At 38.7% G+C, this 20,941-nt stretch carries 34 protein-coding genes; 14 read left to right on the top strand and 20 right to left on the bottom strand.

Translation table 11 applies throughout. The features are described from left to right. Window position 1: 1 nt before the first annotated feature. From terL to FTV11_RS07305, 19 genes are all read right to left on the bottom strand, one after another. Complete coding sequence (gene terL / locus FTV11_RS07395; RefSeq protein WP_180073682.1) at window positions 2-1,537, bottom strand: phage terminase large subunit; 1,536 nt, start codon at window positions 1,535-1,537, stop codon at window positions 2-4. Between the two features lies 1 nt (window position 1,538). Continuing rightward, window positions 1,539-1,997 (bottom strand): DUF2280 domain-containing protein, encoded by a 459-nt coding sequence (locus tag FTV11_RS07390; RefSeq protein ID WP_180073681.1) that lies wholly within the window; start codon window positions 1,995-1,997, stop codon window positions 1,539-1,541. Between the two features lie 57 nt (window positions 1,998-2,054). Then, complete coding sequence (locus tag FTV11_RS07385) at window positions 2,055-2,696, bottom strand: putative metallopeptidase (RefSeq protein ID WP_180073680.1); 642 nt, start codon at window positions 2,694-2,696, stop codon at window positions 2,055-2,057. Beyond that, window positions 2,665-3,093 (bottom strand): hypothetical protein, encoded by a 429-nt coding sequence (locus tag FTV11_RS07380; protein WP_180073679.1) that lies wholly within the window; start codon window positions 3,091-3,093, stop codon window positions 2,665-2,667. Before FTV11_RS07380 ends, FTV11_RS07385 begins: the two co-directional genes overlap by 32 nt. A 54-nt stretch (window positions 3,094-3,147) precedes the next feature. Continuing rightward, the gene (locus FTV11_RS07375; RefSeq protein WP_180073678.1) at window positions 3,148-3,360 is read right to left on the bottom strand and encodes a hypothetical protein; all 213 of its coding nucleotides are present in this window, start codon (window positions 3,358-3,360) and stop codon (window positions 3,148-3,150) included. 2 nt (window positions 3,361-3,362) lie between these two features. Further along, window positions 3,363-3,578 carry a cold-shock protein gene (locus tag FTV11_RS07370; RefSeq protein ID WP_180073677.1) on the bottom strand — a complete coding sequence of 72 codons (216 nt, stop codon included), beginning with the start codon at window positions 3,576-3,578 and terminating at the stop codon, window positions 3,363-3,365. 125 nt (window positions 3,579-3,703) lie between these two features. After that, window positions 3,704-3,925, bottom strand: coding sequence for a transposase (locus FTV11_RS07365; RefSeq protein WP_180063595.1), 222 nt, complete (start codon window positions 3,923-3,925; stop codon window positions 3,704-3,706). Window positions 3,926-5,162: 1,237 nt separating this feature from the next. Then, complete coding sequence (locus FTV11_RS07360) at window positions 5,163-5,468, bottom strand: hypothetical protein (RefSeq protein WP_180073676.1); 306 nt, start codon at window positions 5,466-5,468, stop codon at window positions 5,163-5,165. Window positions 5,469-5,619: 151 nt separating this feature from the next. Then, window positions 5,620-6,171, bottom strand: a complete 552-nt coding sequence (locus tag FTV11_RS07355) for a hypothetical protein (protein WP_180073675.1) — start codon at window positions 6,169-6,171, stop codon at window positions 5,620-5,622. A gap of 10 nt (window positions 6,172-6,181) precedes the next feature. After that, the gene (locus FTV11_RS07350; protein ID WP_180073674.1) at window positions 6,182-6,520 is read right to left on the bottom strand and encodes a DUF1064 domain-containing protein; all 339 of its coding nucleotides are present in this window, start codon (window positions 6,518-6,520) and stop codon (window positions 6,182-6,184) included. Continuing rightward, window positions 6,513-6,980: a hypothetical protein gene (locus FTV11_RS07345; RefSeq protein WP_180073654.1), complete on the bottom strand. Its 468-nt coding sequence runs from the start codon at window positions 6,978-6,980 to the stop codon at window positions 6,513-6,515. The genes FTV11_RS07350 and FTV11_RS07345 overlap by 8 nt, the downstream gene beginning before the upstream one ends. Then, window positions 6,977-7,282: a hypothetical protein gene (locus tag FTV11_RS07340; protein ID WP_180073673.1), complete on the bottom strand. Its 306-nt coding sequence runs from the start codon at window positions 7,280-7,282 to the stop codon at window positions 6,977-6,979. The genes FTV11_RS07345 and FTV11_RS07340 overlap by 4 nt, the downstream gene beginning before the upstream one ends. After that, window positions 7,279-7,536 (bottom strand): hypothetical protein, encoded by a 258-nt coding sequence (locus FTV11_RS07335; protein ID WP_180073672.1) that lies wholly within the window; start codon window positions 7,534-7,536, stop codon window positions 7,279-7,281. Before FTV11_RS07335 ends, FTV11_RS07340 begins: the two co-directional genes overlap by 4 nt. Before the next feature lie 151 nt (window positions 7,537-7,687). Further along, the gene (locus FTV11_RS07330; protein WP_180073671.1) at window positions 7,688-8,431 is read right to left on the bottom strand and encodes an ATP-binding protein; all 744 of its coding nucleotides are present in this window, start codon (window positions 8,429-8,431) and stop codon (window positions 7,688-7,690) included. Then, the gene (locus FTV11_RS07325; RefSeq protein WP_180073670.1) at window positions 8,428-9,261 is read right to left on the bottom strand and encodes a YdaU family protein; all 834 of its coding nucleotides are present in this window, start codon (window positions 9,259-9,261) and stop codon (window positions 8,428-8,430) included. The genes FTV11_RS07330 and FTV11_RS07325 overlap by 4 nt, the downstream gene beginning before the upstream one ends. After that, window positions 9,261-9,557: a hypothetical protein gene (locus FTV11_RS07320; RefSeq protein WP_180073669.1), complete on the bottom strand. Its 297-nt coding sequence runs from the start codon at window positions 9,555-9,557 to the stop codon at window positions 9,261-9,263. Before FTV11_RS07320 ends, FTV11_RS07325 begins: the two co-directional genes overlap by 1 nt. Beyond that, on the bottom strand, window positions 9,554-9,811 hold the full coding sequence (locus FTV11_RS07315) for a hypothetical protein (RefSeq protein WP_257223203.1): 258 nt from the start codon (window positions 9,809-9,811) through the stop codon (window positions 9,554-9,556). The genes FTV11_RS07320 and FTV11_RS07315 overlap by 4 nt, the downstream gene beginning before the upstream one ends. A 55-nt stretch (window positions 9,812-9,866) precedes the next feature. Next, window positions 9,867-10,313 (bottom strand): phage regulatory CII family protein, encoded by a 447-nt coding sequence (locus FTV11_RS07310; protein ID WP_180073668.1) that lies wholly within the window; start codon window positions 10,311-10,313, stop codon window positions 9,867-9,869. Between the two features lie 90 nt (window positions 10,314-10,403). Then, window positions 10,404-10,583 carry a Cro/CI family transcriptional regulator gene (locus FTV11_RS07305; RefSeq protein WP_180073667.1) on the bottom strand — a complete coding sequence of 60 codons (180 nt, stop codon included), beginning with the start codon at window positions 10,581-10,583 and terminating at the stop codon, window positions 10,404-10,406. A 1-nt stretch (window position 10,584) separates the two neighbouring features. On the opposite strand from FTV11_RS07305, the gene FTV11_RS07300 reads away from it, so the two are divergent. The 5 genes from FTV11_RS07300 to FTV11_RS07280 all read left to right on the top strand — a co-directional run bounded on the left by FTV11_RS07300 (window position 10,585) and on the right by FTV11_RS07280 (window position 14,097). After that, the gene (locus tag FTV11_RS07300) at window positions 10,585-11,364 is read left to right on the top strand and encodes a LexA family transcriptional regulator (RefSeq protein ID WP_180073666.1); all 780 of its coding nucleotides are present in this window, start codon (window positions 10,585-10,587) and stop codon (window positions 11,362-11,364) included. 184 nt (window positions 11,365-11,548) lie between these two features. Continuing rightward, a complete protein-coding gene (locus FTV11_RS07295; RefSeq protein WP_180073665.1) occupies window positions 11,549-11,875 on the top strand; it encodes a hypothetical protein in 327 nt (108 codons plus the stop codon). A 131-nt stretch (window positions 11,876-12,006) separates the two neighbouring features. After that, complete coding sequence (locus FTV11_RS07290) at window positions 12,007-12,600, top strand: hypothetical protein (RefSeq protein WP_180073664.1); 594 nt, start codon at window positions 12,007-12,009, stop codon at window positions 12,598-12,600. A 10-nt stretch (window positions 12,601-12,610) separates the two neighbouring features. Next, a complete protein-coding gene (locus FTV11_RS07285; RefSeq protein ID WP_180073663.1) occupies window positions 12,611-13,081 on the top strand; it encodes a hypothetical protein in 471 nt (156 codons plus the stop codon). Window positions 13,082-13,767: 686 nt separating this feature from the next. Then, window positions 13,768-14,097, top strand: coding sequence for a hypothetical protein (locus tag FTV11_RS07280; protein WP_180073662.1), 330 nt, complete (start codon window positions 13,768-13,770; stop codon window positions 14,095-14,097). Here the strand turns inward: FTV11_RS07280 and FTV11_RS07275 are convergent. Continuing rightward, the gene (locus FTV11_RS07275) at window positions 14,094-14,441 is read right to left on the bottom strand and encodes a hypothetical protein (protein WP_180073661.1); all 348 of its coding nucleotides are present in this window, start codon (window positions 14,439-14,441) and stop codon (window positions 14,094-14,096) included. The two genes, FTV11_RS07280 and FTV11_RS07275, sit on opposite strands and share 4 nt — an antisense overlap. Window positions 14,442-14,672: 231 nt before the next feature. On the opposite strand from FTV11_RS07275, the gene FTV11_RS07270 reads away from it, so the two are divergent. The 9 genes from FTV11_RS07270 to FTV11_RS07230 all read left to right on the top strand — a co-directional run bounded on the left by FTV11_RS07270 (window position 14,673) and on the right by FTV11_RS07230 (window position 20,830). Further along, window positions 14,673-15,098 (top strand): hypothetical protein, encoded by a 426-nt coding sequence (locus tag FTV11_RS07270; protein ID WP_257223202.1) that lies wholly within the window; start codon window positions 14,673-14,675, stop codon window positions 15,096-15,098. After that, complete coding sequence (locus FTV11_RS07265; protein ID WP_180073659.1) at window positions 15,098-15,775, top strand: ERF family protein; 678 nt, start codon at window positions 15,098-15,100, stop codon at window positions 15,773-15,775. Before FTV11_RS07270 ends, FTV11_RS07265 begins: the two co-directional genes overlap by 1 nt. A 57-nt stretch (window positions 15,776-15,832) precedes the next feature. Beyond that, entirely contained in the window at window positions 15,833-16,972 is a 1,140-nt protein-coding gene (locus FTV11_RS07260; RefSeq protein WP_257223201.1) for a hypothetical protein, read from the top strand. Further along, the gene (locus FTV11_RS07255) at window positions 16,969-17,226 is read left to right on the top strand and encodes a hypothetical protein (RefSeq protein WP_180026396.1); all 258 of its coding nucleotides are present in this window, start codon (window positions 16,969-16,971) and stop codon (window positions 17,224-17,226) included. Before FTV11_RS07260 ends, FTV11_RS07255 begins: the two co-directional genes overlap by 4 nt. A 94-nt stretch (window positions 17,227-17,320) precedes the next feature. Further along, window positions 17,321-17,524, top strand: coding sequence for an AlpA family transcriptional regulator (locus FTV11_RS07250; protein ID WP_111884584.1), 204 nt, complete (start codon window positions 17,321-17,323; stop codon window positions 17,522-17,524). 116 nt (window positions 17,525-17,640) lie between these two features. Then, window positions 17,641-18,225, top strand: coding sequence for an aminodeoxychorismate/anthranilate synthase component II (locus FTV11_RS07245; protein ID WP_078190263.1), 585 nt, complete (start codon window positions 17,641-17,643; stop codon window positions 18,223-18,225). Between the two features lie 18 nt (window positions 18,226-18,243). Continuing rightward, the gene (gene trpD, locus FTV11_RS07240; RefSeq protein ID WP_180073657.1) at window positions 18,244-19,290 is read left to right on the top strand and encodes an anthranilate phosphoribosyltransferase; all 1,047 of its coding nucleotides are present in this window, start codon (window positions 18,244-18,246) and stop codon (window positions 19,288-19,290) included. A gap of 16 nt (window positions 19,291-19,306) precedes the next feature. Further along, a complete protein-coding gene (gene trpC, locus FTV11_RS07235; RefSeq protein WP_180073656.1) occupies window positions 19,307-20,113 on the top strand; it encodes an indole-3-glycerol phosphate synthase TrpC in 807 nt (268 codons plus the stop codon). Between the two features lie 105 nt (window positions 20,114-20,218). Further along, window positions 20,219-20,830 carry a hypothetical protein gene (locus tag FTV11_RS07230; protein WP_180073655.1) on the top strand — a complete coding sequence of 204 codons (612 nt, stop codon included), beginning with the start codon at window positions 20,219-20,221 and terminating at the stop codon, window positions 20,828-20,830. The last annotated feature ends 111 nt before the right edge of the window (window positions 20,831-20,941 follow it).

Below are 20,941 nucleotides of genomic sequence, written 5' to 3'. Positions count from 1 at the left end.
CCTATGCAGCCGGAGGGCTGTAATTAATTGCGATTACTGCGTCTTCAATTGCATCGATCAAAGTATCAACTTGGTCGTCATGGTCATGAGTAAATGCAGCATTAAAGGCCTCACACTCCTCAAAGAATGCACCAACCCAGTGTGCATCCTTAGGTACCATCACAAAGCGATCTTCCGGCTTATCTTTATAGTTCGCTTCAAGGTGGACTTGTACGTCCATGAAACGGGATAGCTTGTCTGTATTACGCTGTACTGGTATGACAGCAACACCGGAGTATGTCCCTAGAGTTTGGATTAGCTGAGTACCCGAGGCCTTGTCTTCTACTTTCATATAGCGAATAGGCTTGGTTTCCCATGTATATTCCTTATGTTTATCGAGGAAAGCTTTAGCCTGACGGTTAAGTTCTGGTGCTTCCCATTTTCCACGCAATAGATCTAGTAGATAAAGCTTTCCATCAATACCCAGGCCAACAAGTAAAAATACTGAGTAATCGTTGTGCTCTTTGGTTTTTTGAGCCGTATCTACAAGGACTGCACGCCACTGAAGCGTAGGGATTTCTTTATAGAACCCAAACCACTCTGACTTGATTAAATCCCCGCCCAATTTCTTAGGTTGTTGCATGTATTGGCTGCTGAAGGTGTAACGTGAGACGGTTGCACCTTCCTTATCCTTACCACCCTTCTCTAACTGAAGTAGCGATTGTAAGGATTCCTTTTTAGGCCAATAGCTTTGACGACCCTGCTCATCACACTCAACATCTCGCGGTACAAGCTTTTGGATATGTTCTGGCAAGGTTGCAATATATTCATCATCAATCAGTGCTGGGATAGATATTTGAGTCCATTCACCAGGTAGATTTCCAGTCATTACAAAGTTAGTCGGATCTTCAGTGTGGAGCCGCTGCATAATCATGATGATTGGCGTATCAGACTTCGCTTTACGTGAGTTCACCGTGTTCAACAATTTACGGTTCGCCGCATCCCGCTTAATCTTACTAAAAGCATCTTCAGGCTTTAATGGGTCATCGATGGTGATACAACCAGTAAAACCGTCATCAGCCAATGTGCCAGCACGACGTCCTGTAACTTGACCACCCATTGAAGCTACGTACACATGACCAACATCGTAGTCCTCAACTGTGATCTTCCATTCTTTCTTGGAGTCTGTGCTATTCGATACATTCAGATCCCACATGCTACGAAAGTCTTTTGACTTAACAATATCCCTAGCCACATCAGAAACACCTTCAACTAAGGATTGGGAGAAAGATAAGTAAAGGAATCGTGAACGTGCATTTAATGCCAGGCCGCGTGGAATCAAATTAGTCATGAGTTCTGTTTTACCTGCACCAGGTGGAACATTAATCACAACGTTGGCTATTTCACCAGCAATGACTTGGTCGATAATCCATGAAATATAGACGTGGTGCCAATTTACGGTGAATTTAAAGCCCATGCGTGGCTTAAAGAAACGCCGTGTGAAATATAAATGTTCATCCTCACACAGCTTCTTTTCAACCTGTGTTTGTAGATCCATTTTAATATTCCTCTTTAGCCTTCCTTATTGCATCTTCAACCTGCTCAGGAGTGGCCTGGGTAACCGTGGTTTGGGTTACTTCGCTTGTCACCTCGGTTTTATTGGTGTACTTGCCACCCATATCTTCTGCAGCCTGCTTAAGAATGCTTAAGGCAGCAACACGGTTTTTTCCATGTTTTTGGTATTGGTTTTCCAGTCGTTGTAAACGAACTGTCAGGTTTGCTATTGGAATATTTTGAGGTGCTTCTAAAAATTCTTTGCGAGAGATATCAAATTCTGCTTTTAGTTCAGCACTTAAATCTTTGCCTACGCGCTTGGTTGGGTCATAAGCCTCACACTGCTGACGACTCACATCAATGTTAAATTCTTCTTTGACGAGCACTACGGTTTCTTGAGGTGTATTGAACTGTGCAAGTGACCGTACAATAAAGAGTTTTTGCTTTTTATTTAAAGTAGCCATTTCCCTCTATCCGTCAAAGTACGTCAAAGAAGACGGACAAAAAAAGAGCCTTTCGGCTCAGTTAATCACACAGTTTCCGCAACACGCTGCAATGTTTGTCTCCGATACAAATGGAGCATTTTTAGCAATGTCCAATAATCGTTGTACTGAGCTATCAATTCCGTGCTGACGTATTTCACCAAAGAACACTTCAACATCATGGCCAGCTAAGTAATGCTTAGGTAAGCCAGTCGTATCGCTATAAATGATCTCACCATCTTCATCGCGCTCAACACCAATGTGATAAAGCTCATGTTCAATCAAACGGCAGAATTCACGATCAGAGGTTTGCTCACAAAATGCTGCATCAATCGTGATTAAGTACTGAGGTACAAAACCAAACCAGTCTCGCATTTGTTGTTCTTGACGGGCTTTCTTCCATCCGCCTTGGTTAAACATCACTTTTTCACATTGACCAAGTACCATGCGCTTTTTGGCCATAGCCGCGGATGATGCCCACGCAAATGCTAAAAACTCTTCGTTATCATGAATCAGCTCAGCGATATGATCATGGTCTGGGTTATGTAGTTGGCCACCCATAGTTAGGTAATTATCTTTCACCCAGGCCAATAATTCTTGTGCTGGTGCAAGACGTATAGCGTCTTCTTCCTCAGCCTGATCTATAAGTTCAGTCGGCGGGAATGGTCTGATCTGTTCCATGTGATGCCTTTAAATGTCTTAGCCAGGCCGTTGCACGACCCATGTTGATATCTGCAAGTTCAAACCTGTGAAATCGATACCCCAATTCTTCAGCATGGTCATAACGATCAACACTCCAAGCTTTTGTTGTAAGTTTGCCCTTGCGACCGCCAGACCATGGACCAGTTGCTATTTCAATTAGCATGCGATGTTCAATGAGGTGTATATCAAAACGCCAGTGCTTTGTACTTTTAAAATGAAAGTACTCCTCATACTTCATTTCCATGCGGTCTAATATTTCTTTTAACCGCTCAAATGCTTCTAAGTATTTTTCACTGGCTTTTGGTAATGGCCTGGTGCGTGGTTTCTTTTTGGGAGAAATCTTTTTGGTTAGCGCTTTATATGCATCAGGTTCCATATTTCACCCATAAAAAAACCTCCCGAAGGAGATTCTTTGAATTACTTAGTCAAATCAAGACAACTTAAAAATTTTCCCAGTTTTATCACTGTAAAAATGCATATCAAAACTAGGCTTAATTATTTCATCATCTATATTTAGATAACGGACACAATCACCGAAACTATTTGGCTCGTCAGTTGATTTTTCACACATAGCTTCTACTGTATAAACAGCACCATGTTGATCAACTACGTCCAGCATTACTTTATTTAATGGCGTATTCATAATTAATCATCAATCGCTACAATTTCACTTGCCTGAAATCCGCGTTGTCCTTTAGATTGTGAAAACTGAACCCGTTGCCCTTCAGCTAAGCTTTTAAAACCATTTGACATAATTTGAGAAAAATGTGCAAAAACTTCATTACCATTATCTGCGGCAATAAAACCAAAACCTTTTGCATCATTGAACCACTTCACAGTGCCAGTAGTTAAATTAGACATATATTTTTCCTTATAGATTTTTTGTGATAGAGAAAAATTCGAAATACCCTTAGTTTAAAAATGTAAAAAACAAATAATAAATTAAAAATCTTACTCTATGTGACGTATTGAATAATGTTGACGAATTAAGAGTACAGTTTATAAAGCTTATTCAATTCAGTATAAAAAGACTTACCATCTAAATTCAGTTCAATTTTTTTGCCTGACTCAAGTTCAACTTGCTTTGCAACTTCAACCCAAGTATGGCCATTCATTGTGCTTTGAATTTTGTTTAATGGAATAATGTTTACACGTATAACATCGCCATTGATTGCTGCGGCGGTTGTCCACCCATTTGAAATGTTCATTTAATCACTCATGTGATGAGCTTTTGCAAACAAGAAAGTATTTAAAGATAAAACCAATTGTAAGGTTGGAGATAATTCACTTAAGAAGATATTTAAACTTATGATATTTACAGTAGCTGTGAAATTTAAAAAAGATATAAAAATTAAATTAGTATCTTAAAAATAAAATTTAAGGAAAACCCACGGATAGCTGCAGGCTTCCCTTGATCGGCATGATGCGAATTCATGCTATGCGTTAACTGTTTGAATTTGATGCTTGAACATCAGAATGGAGGGAATACGCAATTCCGTTAACAACTCAAACACTACCGTTCCGCTTACGGATTCGATCAAACACACTATATCAGATATATTAATATTTACCTAAATTTATTTCAATTTTATTTATATTTGTGATTTTTATATTCTCTTTCTGCTAGCTATCCAATATTTGGTTGATAAGCATTGCAACACTTCATGCAAATTTCTAAGTCTTGTTTCGCTTGTACTTTATCTGTCATGGCTCAATCTTCTTTTTAGATGCTACATAAACACCTTCGTTAAACGCGATCGGCTTACTTTCAACAATGTCTTTCTTAAACCACTTAAAGCACAACCCGTACCCAAATAAGAATGAAACTAAACCCACTACGATATAAGCCATACCAACCACCAAATAAGAAAAGAAAAACCCCTCAACATCTAGAATGCGAGGGGCTTTTGTGTGCCGTAATACGTTCAGCTATTTAAGGTTTCGATTAAAGTGTATTGTTTGTGTATAATTTACGTTAATAACAACTTAAATTTTATGTTAATTTGATCACGCTTTATTTTTTGAATATATACATCATCATGAAAATATCTTTTCTTTATTCCGTATTAGGCATTTTTATTTGTGTATCTGTGGCTTGTTTGGTATTAGCAACAATTTCACATGACATATTCTTTTTAGAAATTTCAGGGCTTCTCGCCTTGTCAGCAGTTTTAGTGGGTTTAGAAATCAAGGACACGAAATATGATCCTTTTAATCTATAATAAAGCACAGGTGATATATTCTTATTCAGGCCCCATTTTTTAATGGGGTTTTTATCCCTTCACCTCTTTTAAACATTCTCGACACACTTTGATTTCTTCATCATCAACCGTGTAATCGATCTCAGTCACGCCATGAAGGCCGAATAAGCACATTAAAAACCGGAGCATGTAGATCTCCTAAAATTAAAAAACCCGCTTAGTGCGGGTTGTATTTGATTCGTACTTATTGACCTAAATTTATCAGACCTTCATGTAATTTTTCTGCAAACCAATCCACAAGCTCTTCACGATTATTAAAGTCTGGCGCTTCATTTAAATTAATTTCTAAAATTTGATCACGATTTTTATAGTACGAGTAAACACCCATATGCCCGCTTACAGAATAGCTGCCTTTAAACAACTTATCTGCTTGGCTTAAGAAAATAGCCATTAATTTAGGCTTATTATCTTTAATTAAAGGGAAATTCTCATGCACTAAAAACTCATCATATATACTATTTAGTCGCGCCTTGATTCGATCCATGTCCATTTATTTATCCCATTTTTGTTTTGAGATCAATTTATAGCACACAAAATAAAAAAGCCCACCATTTGGCGAGCTTAATTTAGTCATGGTCAAAAACTGCGTAATACGACCAGTATAGTGAAACTATACCTTGGTTTCCGAAATAATGGAATCCCTATGCTCGCATTTCTTTGTAAGTATTTTTCTTATACTTCTGAATAGCTTCAGATGCCTCATCAATCGCAGACTCAAGTGCTAAACTCATTAGGTTTTCGTATGGCTTCCACGTCTTGCGGTAAAGTTCGGCTTGCATCTGCATCGAATTAATACCCGCATAATACAATCGACCTTGCGCTGTGAAATTCCCTTCAAGCTCGGGATTCAAAGCAAAGTCAATTACCATACGTGCAACCAAGTATGCCAAATGATTCATGGTGATATGCTCAGGCTCACGCTTCTTATCATCCTTAGCATTGACCAACATAATTTTAACCAAGTGATTACGCACATACTCATAATCACTTTCACACTTCCCATCAAAGACAATAAGCGCTGTAACTGACTTTGCAAGCTGCGTCTCCATACTCGCAATCGCACCCAAACGATCTTCATAATTCAATGGCTTCTCCCCAGTACCATGCGCTTGTGGTTCAAAGTTTGGTGACTTCGCTGTAATACCTTTGGTCAACCACTCAAACGGTTCAAATTTTTCTGTTACTGCATTCATCCCTATTCCCCTAAATCTCTTTAATCTCTAAACCATGAACCGATTTCATTAAGTGCTTTTTCAAACGGTAAACTGGCAAGCTCCGCGTCATTTTGCTTTTAACATCCTCAACAACCATCTGCCCCTTTTCCTGATAAACAAAATCTGCGACATACTTGATTGCTGGTTTGCGTCTTGGCTCACTTTCAAACTTGACCGACTCAGCCAAAATGAACGCCTTTTGCAGTTCCAGATCCTTAATCTCCCCTGCACGCTCTAACAGCGACAAATCCCGATAACGCCTTGCTTCTTTTTGACTATCGAAAGTGATGCCATTAAGCATCACCTTCTTGTTGTTGTATTTAGTCATTGGCACCTCGCAGGGCTTTTAATTCATCGCTCAATTTTTCATTTTTTGCTGTTAAGCGCATAATTTGAAGACAGTCTTTTGCTTGAAGCCCTTTAATCCGCTTATATTCAAATTCAGCATGAGTCAGTCGCAATGATTTCTGAGTAAGTTCCCTTGCTAACTGACATCGACGCTTACGATGTTCATCTTTCAAATAAACCGCATCATCCAACTCCTTCTTCACCTCGATATAACAAGCCTCCATGTTGTTGAGTTGGGCTTTTAGGTTGTCGATGATGGCTTGTTGCTTTTGCTCCCGATTCAACCAAGCCCACCAAGCAAAACTTCGCTCATATTGACCACCACCTGCACGCTGGTATTGACCTTCGTTTTCCCACCATTGATCGAATTCATTCGCCCAAATCGCCTGCTGATCTAGCTCGGCTTGTGTGTATGGCTTCACGTCCTTAATTTCACTCATCTCTCAATCACCTTTGTAGTCGGCGCTATATGATTAGCAATGTCACTTACATAGTCGGTTTGGTCGTGGTCTGCTATTGCGGCGCGGAGGTTATCAAGAGGAATTGCAAACTTATAATCACAACCCAACTCATCTAAAGTCGAATAATCAGAATCAAACCAGTCTTTTTCTTCAGCACGCCAAACAGATCCAAATTCCAAAGAAAAGTAGGCATTACCCCAATCTCCAATTGCATAATGGTCTGCTGTCTTATCAGGCGCACCCGCCACAATTTCCCGCATTTGTTCGATTGTTAGATTCATAACTTCACCCCAAATAGTTGTTTTGCTTTATCCGTTGGCAAGAAGCCTTGAAGGGAGTTTCTTTTCCCATCTCCGAGCACATAACCGAGTTTTTCTAAAGAATTTACGTATCGCTGCACAGTTCGATAACTCGTATTGGTCACAACGTTATCAAGCACATCTTGCACATAAGTCGCCTTACCTCTGAATGCGATAAACAGCAGAATATCCATCGTTGTTTCAAACATGTGTCCGTGTGATTGGCTTATGCTCATGCTGCCACCTGCTTTGCTTTCTTTTTTCTACGCTCGCTCATGTAAATTCGACATGCTTCACGAGTCTCTGGTGTTCTGATTCCATGACGATAGGCTGAACGCAGAGCCATGACTTCCACCCAATCCACGGTTTTATTGTCATGCTGATCCTTCACACCCCACCTCCTACACGTTGATCGGCCCAATTACACTCAACGATCACCAAGCCATCATGTTGAAACCGCGACCAAAGACGATCACCCAAATCCTTTTGCAACTCAGCCATGGTCATGTTTGAAATCAACATGGTTGGCTTAGCAGCGTCATAACGCGCATATAAAACTTTGTGTACAAGCTGCAATCGATTTTCGTGACGGTCATGCAAGCCGTATTCATCAAGAATTAACAGGTCATATTCGGTGAATCGGTGAATTGCATTTGATTCATTGTCATCAGCTTTTTTCCATGCGTTGGCAATTTCGTTACCCATATCTTCAGACGTGATGTAACGTGCATATTTGCGTGATTCCAAGATGTTCCGAGCTACAGCGCATGCCAGATGTGTTTTGCCTGTGCCAGTACGGCCAACCATGATCAAATTGCGGTTAACGCCTTGCTTGAAGTCCTTTGTGAATGCTGTGCAGTGTTGCTTGGCGTTTTGCTGACCAATGTTTTTTACGATGTAATCTTTGAAGCCGCTATTCGCATGACGAGCTGGTAATTTAGCCCCCTCAAAATGCTTTTCGCGAACCATGCGATTTACTTCAACCTCGTGATCTTTGTGAGCTTTGTTTAAAATCTCTGAAGCACATTGCTTGCAAATTGCTGTTTGCCCAATTCGAACTTTTTGAACCTTGTGAGCTTCACAAAACTCAGTGCTCATATGAATTTTTGTATTCAGGATTGATGCGTTCATACCAAATCCTCCAATTCAACGTTGTCACTGGCAGGTGCGTACTGTTGAACTTCACCCCAAGCATCATTTACGTTTCGAGAATTTTGTTTTTCAGTGGTATGGTTTTTCGTTTTTGTTGCTTCACGTTCAGCTTTGGCCAATTGTTTTTCAAATTCCTGAAAAATCCACTGTGCAAACTTCCGAAGTTTTTGGTTATCAGTGAGCTGGTGATTGTTTTCATGGTGAGTATTAAAATTCCCAAGATGGAATTGAAAATCTTCCATGCCTAGGATTTCACAAACTCGTTGAGAATATTTTGTGGTTCTCAAGGCAATCGCCAGTTGCTCAAGATCTGGTTTCCAGTGATCGCTTTCTGAAAAATCTTCTTGCGCGTTTGTGTGTGTATTCTCTTGGTTTATGGTTAATGGTTCTTGGTTCTTGGTTAAGGTTTCTTGTGGGATGCCAAAATTAACCGACTGGGTTTCTTTATCATTCATTTGAAAACCGTTTGGGTTTTCTTTGGCTTGCTTTTTAGGTCTGCCACCATTCCCACCATTCTTGCGATTGGTTTCTGCTTTAGCGTGATACGCTTTTACTTCGCTTTCACAACGGTTATGAACCCAACCGTTTTCGGTTTCCACAAAGAACTCAATAAGAATGTCGCGTACTGCATTCTTTTCATCTTTAGTACGTGCTAGCGCCATGCGAAAAAGCTCACGCTCATTGAGCGGTAAAGGTTTTTCGTTCAGGTAATACGTATCTAAAAGCCAATTGTAGACACCATGTTCGAGCAAACTTAAATGAGCTGTAGCTGAGCGATAGTCACCAATGTTCTTTTTGTAGTAGTGCATTAGGCAACACTCCGCTCAAGTTTAAGGTTCACACCGAGTTGATCGCATTCATCTTTAAGCTCTGAAAGCATGTCACCCAAACCAAACAGGTCTAAACGATTCGCAAGGTTTTGCAGAAATAAGCGTTTTGCTACTTCTATGTCTTCTGTTGAATCGTACGTTGCACACTCATGGGTTTCACATTCAGCACATTCAAACTCATAGCCGTTATCAACCAGCTCATCTGCTATTTGATTCAATTCAGATTGACTTGCTTTCCAGATAAAGTCTGATACATCGCTAATATCTATGTTCATGACACCTCTCCCATTGCCATTTCCACAGCCGTTAAGCGGCGTTTAGCGCATAATTCAGCTACGTTTGCATGACGCACTAAATGGCTCAGCGCAAAGTTATGATTTCCATCCAATAACACACCATCACCTTGGACTTTATGTACAGTCATTAGATGGCCTGGTTTGATGGGGTCTGTGAAGACCACGATGTCGCCATTAAGAAACCCATCGTTTGCCATGTCATTGTTTTGTGGTATATTTGATTTCATATTCATTTGTGATTTCCCTCATAAATTGAATTGGAAGCCTGATGTTCGAGATCAGGCTTTTTTATTGCTCGACGCATTTGTTTATTTGCATTTCGAGCTCTGCCAAAATTTCGTGCAGCATGTGAATGACCTTTGACATATCAATTGCTTCGCCACGCGTAATTCGACCGTCTGCCATCATTTCTTTGAATAGCGTGTAGATATCCCCGCCGCCCATTCCAAAACTCAGAACTAAATCCGTCAGCGCTGTATCTCGACATTCGGGAATATTCGGCAAGTTAATGGCCACTTTTCCGTGATGAGCATTCAGTCTTTGCAGAATTCGGTAATCCCCTGTCAGCTCCATAAGTTTAGAAGCCTCAAGCAAGGTGATGTGGTGTGTTTCCGTATTGGGATTCACTTTACTGTTCAGTACCGCTGGGCTTTTGATGCCCATTCGTGGCGCTAATGCATTCGCTCCACCTTGGTAGTCGTGAACTGTGTTGTAAGCAGCATCCAATATGTTCATATCGGTGTCCTTTGAACGTGGTTATTGGAGGGCTGGGTTATTACTATTTTTAGTAGAACGAATGAAGGTCCAATTAATGTCTGGGCGCAATTACTCAGCTTTAACTTTAGATTTAGTTAATTCTTCGATTGGCAAACAACGTTCTTCAGGAATTTTATTGAAATTCCATTTACTTAGAGCCCAAGGTGTTATGCCTAATCCACGGGCTAATGCAGACTTATTGCCAGCAATTTTTATCGCTTTTTCTAAAGCATCTTTTGGAGTTGACATAATGCACTCATTAAAACTACTTAAAGTAGAAGATAATATACTACCTAAAATAGAATTGGTGCAACTAAAAATACGAGGTAAACTTCTACCATTGGTAGAAAATGGAAAGAAATCCAAAGTGCAGACAGCAAAATATCTTGAATTTGCATCAAGACTTAAAGGCCTTATGGATAAGGAAGGATCTCCTATTACAACTGTTAATCAGTTGAAAGATGCTATTGATGTAACGTATGAGATGGCTCGTAGATATACGCTTGGTATTGCAAAGCCGCGTGAAGAAAAAATGCAGATTCTTGCTGATAAATTTAACGTTGATATTAGTTATCTAGATCATGGCACTGGTTTAGAACCAAATGTAACGAATCCTTTTCCAGTTGCAGGTCGATTAGTACCAGTTATTTCATGGGTACAAGCCGGTGCATGGACTACTGTTGATTCCGTACCCGCAGGTACACAGTTTGAAGAATGGTTACCGCCAAATCCTAAATGCGGAAAGAATGGCTATGGTTTGGAAGTGGTTGGTGAGTCAATGCTCCCCGACTTTAGGCCTGGCGATAAGATTTATGTAAATCCTGACTTTCAAATAACGGATTTAAAAACAGGTGATTTAGTTATTGTTTCTTGCCAAGGCGATAGTGAAGCGACTTTTAAGAAGCTTATTGTCGAGAGCGGAAATATGTATTTGCAGCCTTTGAACCCTGACTGGCCAGAGAAAACCATTGCTTTAGAGGATGGTTGTAAGTTGGTTGGTAAGGTTGTTGGATTGTATCGGGATGTTTAAAAGGTAAGTCACCGGTGATTAGTAAGTAATCAATTAATGAATCGCTACATGCTGCTCAGGTAAAGCGGTTAGGATGTATAAAAGGTTGTAAAGAAAGTCAGTGGTGACTAAAAAGCCGCTATATGTGGCTTGAGTAGTTTTGTGAGTTGTATTGTAATTTTTAATTTTAATTAGGGGGGGTAAGATGTCTTATTCATTTGAAGAAAAGCAGGCATATATTCAAGGTGTCGTGAGATTTTATAAAAATAGAGGCTATACACTACGAGGTAGTATTAATACTATTTTTAAAAATAGCGGATTATTAAATACAAAAAGTTCGTGGGAGGACACCTATAAACTGATTTCTGAACTTTCAGATAGTGTCATTAATAACGAAATTCTAGACAAAATTATTGAGGCATTCAATACAGATGTTTTTTCTACAATTTTATTTAGAGATAAGTTTTTAACTATTTATGAGAATCCTAAAAACTATAATGATATTTTTCCAAAATCAATCAATACTCCTTAGAGTTTGATGGGGATTATTCACAAATTTTAGATAATTCTTTAGAATTTGAGTTTATAAAAACACAAATTGGTAACTTGATTTTTTATACATTTAAATCTATACGCTCGTTATCAACAAAAGTTGATTTGGGAGTGGTTGCACTAAAACAAGATTATTTGGATGAGGAATATGATAGGGTTTTCGCCTTTAAAACAGTTGATTTGCCATGTTTTAATTCAATAATTTTTGATACTGATAAAAAAAATATTATTATATCTGCAGATTTAGCCAATCAATTTCAAGATGAAAATTTAAGGGCAGAGATTGCTAGACTTATTAATTTAATTAGACAAATAACTGGTATGGGTCATACCATAGAAGATACTGGTATCAACCTTTTCCCTTGCGTACCTAAATTGTATTCAGAGCAATCTGGAGTGATTAAAGAATTAGCATTTAAAACTGATGATGGTGTAGCTCATCGGGAAATAGCACGCGGAGGAATAGATGATGTGCGTGAGGGCGATTACCATACTGCCGGTGCTGCATCAACTAGTATACAACCGTATGATATTAAAAAAACTTATGGTGGTAAAAAGTTCAATGATAAAAAGGATTTGTTACTGAAAGGTAGCTGGTATATCTTAAGTTTACCAACTCCTGTATTAACTAATGTCACCATAACAGTAAACTCTGCTAAGGATATGAATGATATGGTCGATAAATTAATTGCTTTTTCTAAATAAGTTAAAGCTTATGAATAATAATTTATTAAATCAAAAATATCTTTCGCGCTTGCGCGAAAGATGTTTTATGGATTTTGAAGACAGGCTTTCAGTTCTTACATATGAAAGCTCAACTCAAATTTTTCATTTTTTAGCTAAATCATCTAACCCTGCAAACTTAAAGCATCTTACTTTTTCGCGGTTGAAAGAACTTACAACAGTTCCTTTGGAGGTATCGCCTAATTTCTTTAAATTAGTTTTGGCGATCTTAACTGACGAAAGAGTAAATATTCTAGTAGAAATATTTGAGGCGCATGACTTCGAGTCTGATGAAAGCATTATATTAAGTTTTGATGAGATTACTGATTTTATTATCGAAAATAAATTTATTAATCCTTTTACTGAAGAAGTAATTAGTGAATCTGAATTCTCTAATATGGTAACTACATTTTTTTCGATTTCGGAAGAACTCTCAGGAGATCTTAATGTCTTAAGTTATTGAAAGATTTGATATTTCCAATCATTTTGAAAGAAGCATTTTATTAAGAAAACGGGCAAGAATTAAGCGTGATTATGAAGCTTACATAGAACAATTCTATATTGATCTTGAATACCAAATAAGCGAACTTGAACTACAATGCAATCAACTACACGATAAAGGTGAAGATCTTATTACTACTTTCATTGTAGGTGGATTAAGAAGCAGTGGTTATCCAGTCACCCATGATGGCAATAGTAACGGTCATGTAGATATAAATTTAAATGATCCTCCTTTCACATGGTTTGGTGAATGCAAACTTCAAAAAGGTAATGAAAATACATTAGGTGGTTTTCAACAGCTAACATCTCGATATAGTAGAGGAAATGATAATGGGTATCGAGGAGGTATTATTATTTATCACCAGAATACACAAAAAAAAGCTCTAACATCCATTTCTGAATGGAGGGAGTTTTTAAGCGGTGATCCAGAAAAAATTGGTATTCAATGTGAAGATATACCTCATCGAAAGTTGTATTTTGATACGTCACATCAACATGAAGATTCTGGATATCCATATCAAATTAGGCATTTTTGGATTAAGTTGACTTATACCCCCAAACAATAAACCTTTTTAAACCCACCTTGCGTGGGTTTTCTTTTATCACGTGCCCTACTAGACTAGCCACAACTTAGAAGAATTTGAACCTATGGAAACCATCTCATTTTTATGTTTAATCACTTTTGGAATTTTTGGCTGCTATGAGCCTGAGCATCCAGATCCTGAGCGTGAACAATTACTACTGGAGTATAAAGAACTTGATTCAAAGTTTATGTGGTATCAAGCTCAATTGGTGGGTCCCGCAACAGAAAATGAGCTTCGTAAGCAAATTATTTGTAGTGACTTCCCTACTGCATATGAACAAGAATACAAACCTTTAATGATCAAGCTTGAGGGTACTCATGAAACAGACCATTCTAAAGATCTAATGAATGCTTTCAACTCATACAAATCGAAATATAACATTCAATGTAACTAAGGTTTAGAAGTTAACGTCTGTTGGGCATTTCCGGCATCAGTTTTTTCTATCTTAGGATAAAGATCGCGTTCTGCAGCGTCTAGTCTTGCTTTGGCATCAGCGATAACTTTTGCATAATACGCATCAGATGATCTTGCTTTAACTGCATCACAATTTATTTTTTTCTGGCAATTGTCGTATTCTTGTTTGGCTATGCTTGCTCTTTTCATAACATCATCATAATGCTTAACAGCCTCATACCATCTAACTTGCACATTTTCATCAAAAGTTGATTGGTCAGCATTCGCATGACACGTCATCACTGTTGCACAGCCAATCATGATTAAAGAGTAGAATTTGAACATTTAAATACTCATATTTTTATTAGGAGAAGTGAGAGCTTAGCATAACTACATCCAACCCACCTCATGTGGGTTTTCTTTTGCTTAACATAAAGCAAAACTATTAAAAGTAGAAAATAATTCTACAAAGTATTGACAATATTTCTACTTAAAGTAGTATTTATCTCATCAGACAACAAAAAAGCACATCGACTCTTCTACCTTCCGATGTGCTTTGCAAACTGCGAGATAAGTATGAACAAAACCTTAACCCCTTTCAATAGCCTCAAGGTAACACTTGTCGCTGCAACCGTAACAATCGGTGTTTTAGCGTGTGCCTATAAGCCTGCTTTAAGTAACACTCAGGTAATTCACAAAAACATTCCTGAAGTTACTACCGTCGCTGCAATGGAACTCACTTCTAAAAACTCAGGTAATGCAGTTATCCGTCTAGATAACTTCACCCTAGACGTAAGCTTTGACTTTGAACCATTTGAAGACAGCTACGGCGTACCCGGTAGTGAATTTGATACTGCTGAAATTACCCAGCTCTCCGTAGATCACATCACCGATGAATACGGCAACCCTTTCCCCGACTTCACGGACTACAACGACCACCGCAACATCAATGAAATGTTGGTGCAGCACATGATTAAAAATCGTTTGTTGGGAGAAGTGTGATGAATGCCTTACAACAAATCCAGTTAGAACTGAAAGCGCCAAAAAGTAAGTACAACAATTTCGGTAAATTTCACTACCGTAGCTGCGAGGATATCCTTGAAGCTGTTAAACCACTACTCCAGGCCACAAACTCCACCTTAATTATCACTGATGAAGTTCAGCAAGTTGGTCCAGTTGTGGTGGTTACTGCAAAAGTAGTTTTTACTGATGCTGAGGGTAAAGAAACTGTTGTCACGGCACATGCTGGTGTGGAAATTGAAAAGAAAGGAATGGATGTAGCACAGGCGTTTGGTACCTCAAGTTCGTATGCAAGGAAATATGCGCTTAATGGCATGTTCCTAATTGACGACACAAAAGACTATGACACTGATGAATATCATAACCAAGTAAACCAGCAGTCCAACCGAGGCCAATCCAATCAAGGTCAGCAGCGTCAATCAGCTCCGGTAAACACTGCACAGCAAAAGCCGTTAGATCAGCGCTATCAAGATGCGTTGGTATCTATTCGAAATGCGAAGAAGCCTGAAACTTTAGATAAAGCTATTAACACCTTTGGTAATACTAAATTCAACAATCAAATTCGTCAGGCTTGTCGTGCTCGTGCGGATCAGATGGGTTGGTCGGAAGCGCCTCCACAGCAAAATAATCATCAACAGCAAAGTAATGTTCGACATTAAGGGAGTGAACTAAAAATGAATAATATTATTACAAGCTCTCTCGCATACGAAGCTCTAATGGCTGGGAAACATGTTATGTGTCGCCCTGTTGGAGACATGCTAGATTTTAATGATTTGGATCAATTTCCAGCGACAATTTTTGCTAAAGAGGGTTATGAGTTTTGCATCAAAATTGAAACTATAGAAGTTGCAGGCATCACCTTTACTAAACATCTTAAGCTAGATGAAGTTCAGGTTGGTGATGATATTTTTGTTGTCCAGGCCAGCGGTGAAATTCATCACTATAAATATGTGGTATGCCATGAAATTTTGAATCAATCGATTGCTCGAGGTTTTGCCCAGCGTGATTTGGAAAATGCAAAGTTACAAGCCGAAGCTTTTTGTAAGCTATTTGATCGTGTATATCGTGCATCGAATGTTATTGAGATACCGGAGCAATCTAAAAAACGCACACGTAAATCTAAAATTGATGAGTCGGATAAGGTTCAAAATTCAACTTCAAATGATGTGGAAGCAAAGACATTCGAACAATCTGCAGTTGAAGAAATTGAAACACATCCAGTGAAACTGGTTGAAAAGTTCACTATGCAAATTAATGCATGTACCACCAACGAAGCAGTCTTGGCATTACGTCCGGTGTTTATGGCAAATGGTCATTTAGAACGTGAACACACTCAGCACTTATGTAAGTTAACTGAGGACAAGCTGCTTGAACTAGATCCTGAGCAATATACACCTAAGCCAGAACATACCGCTCATAACTTGAGTGTAGAAGAACTCAAGCGTTTGCAAGTTGAGGCTGAAAAGTTAGTAGCAGATAAAAAGTTAGCTAGTGAATCAATAGATGATGAATATCAAAATCTTTTGAAAGATTTAATAACCAGTGCAACAAATGCTCAAACACCTAAAGAAGCCACCGCCCTTACCGGCTATACACGCAACTGGACAGAAGTACAGCGTAAACCATTGTTGGATGCTATTCATAAGCGCCTACGTGAGCTTGCACCTGCAGAAGCTGAAATTAAAACTCCCCCTTCACTGATGGTTCAGATTCAGAATGCACCAGACTTAACTGCATTGGATGCCTTGGAAATTGATGTTTCCGCGCGTAGTCCTGAAATACAACCTAAGTTAATGGACTACGTTAAAAAGCGTCGCTTCGAGCTTGAGAGTCAAGCAAGTGAGGTGAGTTCATGATTTGTCCTAAATCATTAGTCCCGGCCTTCACAATGTTTTTAGCAAGTGATGGATATCAATGCGTAATTAATAAAATTGTTGGTGAAGCTGTTTTCACTAAAGCAAATAAACCTGGTTTGAAGATTGATAATGCGGGAAACATGAATGGTGCTGCTCAAAAGCGTTATGAGCTTTTTCTTAAATTATGGCTAAAGAATGGCAAAGAATTTATTCTTCGCCTTCAAGCCCAGGCCCTTATTTTAAAGGTGGCGTGATGGATCCCAACGGCAAAGATACAGATATAGGACATGAAAGTATTTCTGAGGATTTTCTTGAATCAGTGAAACAAATTTTAAAGGAGGTGTCTTGATGGAAATTGATCGTCGAGTTCGGGCTAATGATTTTATGAAACTTCTCTCTGTTGGGAAAACTAAGTTCTATAGAATGTTAAAGCAAGGAGAGCTTCCCGAGCCAATCCGTTTAAGCGAAAAAGATGTTTTTTGGCACGAATCTCAAGTGAAGAAAGAAGTCGAAAAATACAAACAAGAATCTGATAATATAGCCTGCACTTAGCAGGCTTTATATTTTGTGCCTAATTTAAGTTGAAGTTCTTAAAACGGGTAACGTTGCGGGTAACAAAAAAACATTAAACAAAATATTAGTATAAATTTCTTAGGGATACGCTTGATATGCTTCTCATGATCGACAATTATGACTCTTTTACCTACAACATCGTCCAATATTTTGGCGAGTTAAATCAGGAAGTAAAAGTTGTACGTAACGATGCCGTGACATTGGAAGATATCGAGCGATGGCAACCGAAGTATTTAGTCATTGGTCCTGGCCCTTGTTCGCCAAGTGAAGCAGGTATTTCAATTCCTGCGATTCAACACTTTGCGGGAAAAATTCCTTTACTGGGTGTGTGTTTAGGCCACCAAGCCATAGGACAAGCTTTTGGCGGCGATATTATTCGCGCTAAAAAAGTGATGCACGGTCGTTTATCTGACATGTATCACAGCGATCAAGGTATTTTCAGCAACCTCCCTTCTCCATTTTCCGCAACGCGTTATCACTCTTTGGTGATTGATCAAGCGACTTTGCCTGAATGTTTAGAAGTGACCTGCTGGACCAATGAAGAAGATGGCACGATGGAAGAAATCATGGGCGTTAAACATAAGACATTGCCTGTCGAAGGCGTGCAGTTTCACCCTGAATCAATTCTTAGTGAACATGGTCATCAAATCTTTAAAAACTTCTTAGAAATTTACGCTTAATCGAGTGCAAAAAATATTATGAATATTCAACAAGCTTTAAATAACATCACGAAAAATATTGAACTCACTCAACCTCAAATGGAAGAAGTGATGCGTACCATCATGCAAGGTGAAGCGACCGATGCGCAAATTGGCGCACTTATGATGGGCTTACGCCAAAAAGGTGAAAGTATTGATGAAATCACTGCCGCAGCACGTGTAATGCGTGAATTTGCGATCAAAATCGATGTCAGTGATCTGCCACATTTGGTGGATATCGTTGGTACAGGTGGTGATGGTCAAAACTTATTTAACGTCTCTACTGCGTCTAGTTTTGTCATTGCAGCAGCAGGCGCAACCATTGCCAAACATGGCGGTCGTGGTGTTTCATCAAAATCAGGATCTTCTGATCTTTTAGAACAGGCAGGAATTAACCTTGACCTGAACATGCAGCAAACTGAACGCTGTATTCGTGAAATGCGCGTGGGTTTCCTCTTTGCACCTAATCATCATAAAGCCATGAAATATGCTGCTGGTCCACGTAAAGAATTGGGCTTCCGTAGTATTTTCAACCTACTTGGCCCGCTTACGAATCCGGCCGGCGTAAAACGTTTTGTGATTGGTGTTTTCTCTACAGAATTATGTCGTCCTATGGCTGAAGTTTTAAAACAACTCGGTGCAGAACATGTCTTGGTGGTGCATTCAAAAGACGGTTTAGATGAAATTAGCCTTGCATCAAGTACTTATGTTGCTGAACTCAAGGATGGCGAAGTCACTGAATGGGAAATTCAGCCGGAAGCTGTAGATATAGAGTCGCAAACCTTAACAGGTCTATCTGTAGATAGTGCTGCGGAAAGTCTAAAATTGATCAAAGATGCTTTAGGTAAAAACAAATCTGCACTCGGTGATAAAGCCGCGAATATGATTGCCCTAAATGCAGGTGCCGGTATCTATGTTTCAGGCTTAACCAATAGCTATAAACAAGGTGTTGCATTAGCACATGACATTATTTATGGCGGTCAAGCACTAGAGAAAATGGGCATTTTGTCTGAATTTACGAAAACTTTAAAAGAATACGAAGCTTAAGATTAGGACTCAAATCATGGTAGATATCGCCAATACAATTTTAGGTAAAATTGTTGACCGTAAAAAAGAAGAATTTGCAGCCCGTCTTAAACAACGTAGCTATAAAGATGTCGAAGAGCTAGCTCAAGCAGCTACACCCATTCGAGGTTTTGCACAAAACCTCGGCTCTAAACGTCCGGGGGTGATTGCTGAAATTAAAAAGGCATCACCATCGAAAGGCATTATTCGTGAAAACTTTAACCCTGCTGAAATTGCGCAGCAGTATCAAGATGCTGGTGCGGCATGTTTGTCTGTTTTAACTGATGTCGACTTTTTCCAAGGTGCCGATGAAAACATTCAGATTGCACGTACGAACTGTGACTTACCTGCGCTACGTAAAGATTTTTTAATTGATCCTTATGGCGTAATTGAAGCACGCGCTTTACATGCGGACTGTATTTTATTAATCGTGGCTTGTTTGTCTGATCAACAACTCGAAGAAATGTCGAAAACTGCTTTTGAGCACAATCTCGACGTGTTGGTTGAAATACATGACGAAGAAGAACTTGAGCGTGCAATGCGTCTTTCTGACAACTGTCTACTTGGCGTCAATAACCGCAATCTAAAAACTTTTGATGTTGACCTCAATACATCATTACGTTTGAAGAAGTTACTTGAGCCTTCTCGCCTACTTGTAACAGAAAGCGGTATTGCAACACCTACTGATGTAGCCATGATGCAAGAACATGACATTCATGCCTTCTTGGTCGGTGAAAGTTTTATGAAGCAACCACGCCCTGATCAGGCTTTTAAAGAGCTGTTTGGTGTGCCTGATAAAATATAAATGAAATATGTAGGGTGAGTTCGCTCACCCTTTTTCTCTTTTGCATCCATATTAAAAAAATTACACATCCTTTTTATAATTTTATTCAATTGAGAATTAAAAATAATGAAGTCGATTATTTCTTCTACTCTTCTATTCATTTCATTAATCTTGGTTTCACTACACCAGTTAAGTTGGGCAAAAAATATAACTCTGTATACAGGCTCACCGTATCTTATTGACCAAAATCATATCCTCTACTTTAATATTTCCACTATGCCCGAAGGCATCATTGCTGCGCAGATTGACCTAAATCAAATTTTTCCAAATATAAATACTAACGTGCTAAAGGGCAAAAATTATGATTTCAATAAGAATCAAATTGAAATCGTTAGTTATCAAGGCTTACCAATAGTCATTAATTACTCAATCAATACTAAAAACAAGAATATTGAAAATTCAACCTATTATTCTATTTCTAAAGAACATAAAAATTCTTTATCAAAACCAATCAATATTAAATCTCACCCTATTTCCATGGAAAAATTAAATTATTTTGAACAGATTTTTTATAAAGATAACCCTCATTTATTGAAAAAGAATTTAGCTGATGAGCCATATTTAATAAATCTATTCATGTTCCATGCAGCAATAAATGATTTTGATGATATGAATGATTTTTTCCAAAATGCGATAAAGAACCTGACACAGAAAAATGATATTAGATCTCTTTCATAAATCAAAAAACGATCTTCTTTTTGGTTAATATTTGCACTCCGGATTTCTTAGCATTCGTGCATAATCTGCGGATGAAATACATCGATTCAAACAAGCTTTCTGATCCTCAGT

The sequence above is a fragment of the Acinetobacter sp. YH12231 genome, assembly GCF_013417755.1.
Classification (GTDB): domain Bacteria; phylum Pseudomonadota; class Gammaproteobacteria; order Pseudomonadales; family Moraxellaceae; genus Acinetobacter; species Acinetobacter amyesii.
The sequence above is the reverse complement of the archived record's forward strand: the minus strand, read 5'-3'. Positions and strand labels throughout refer to the sequence as shown.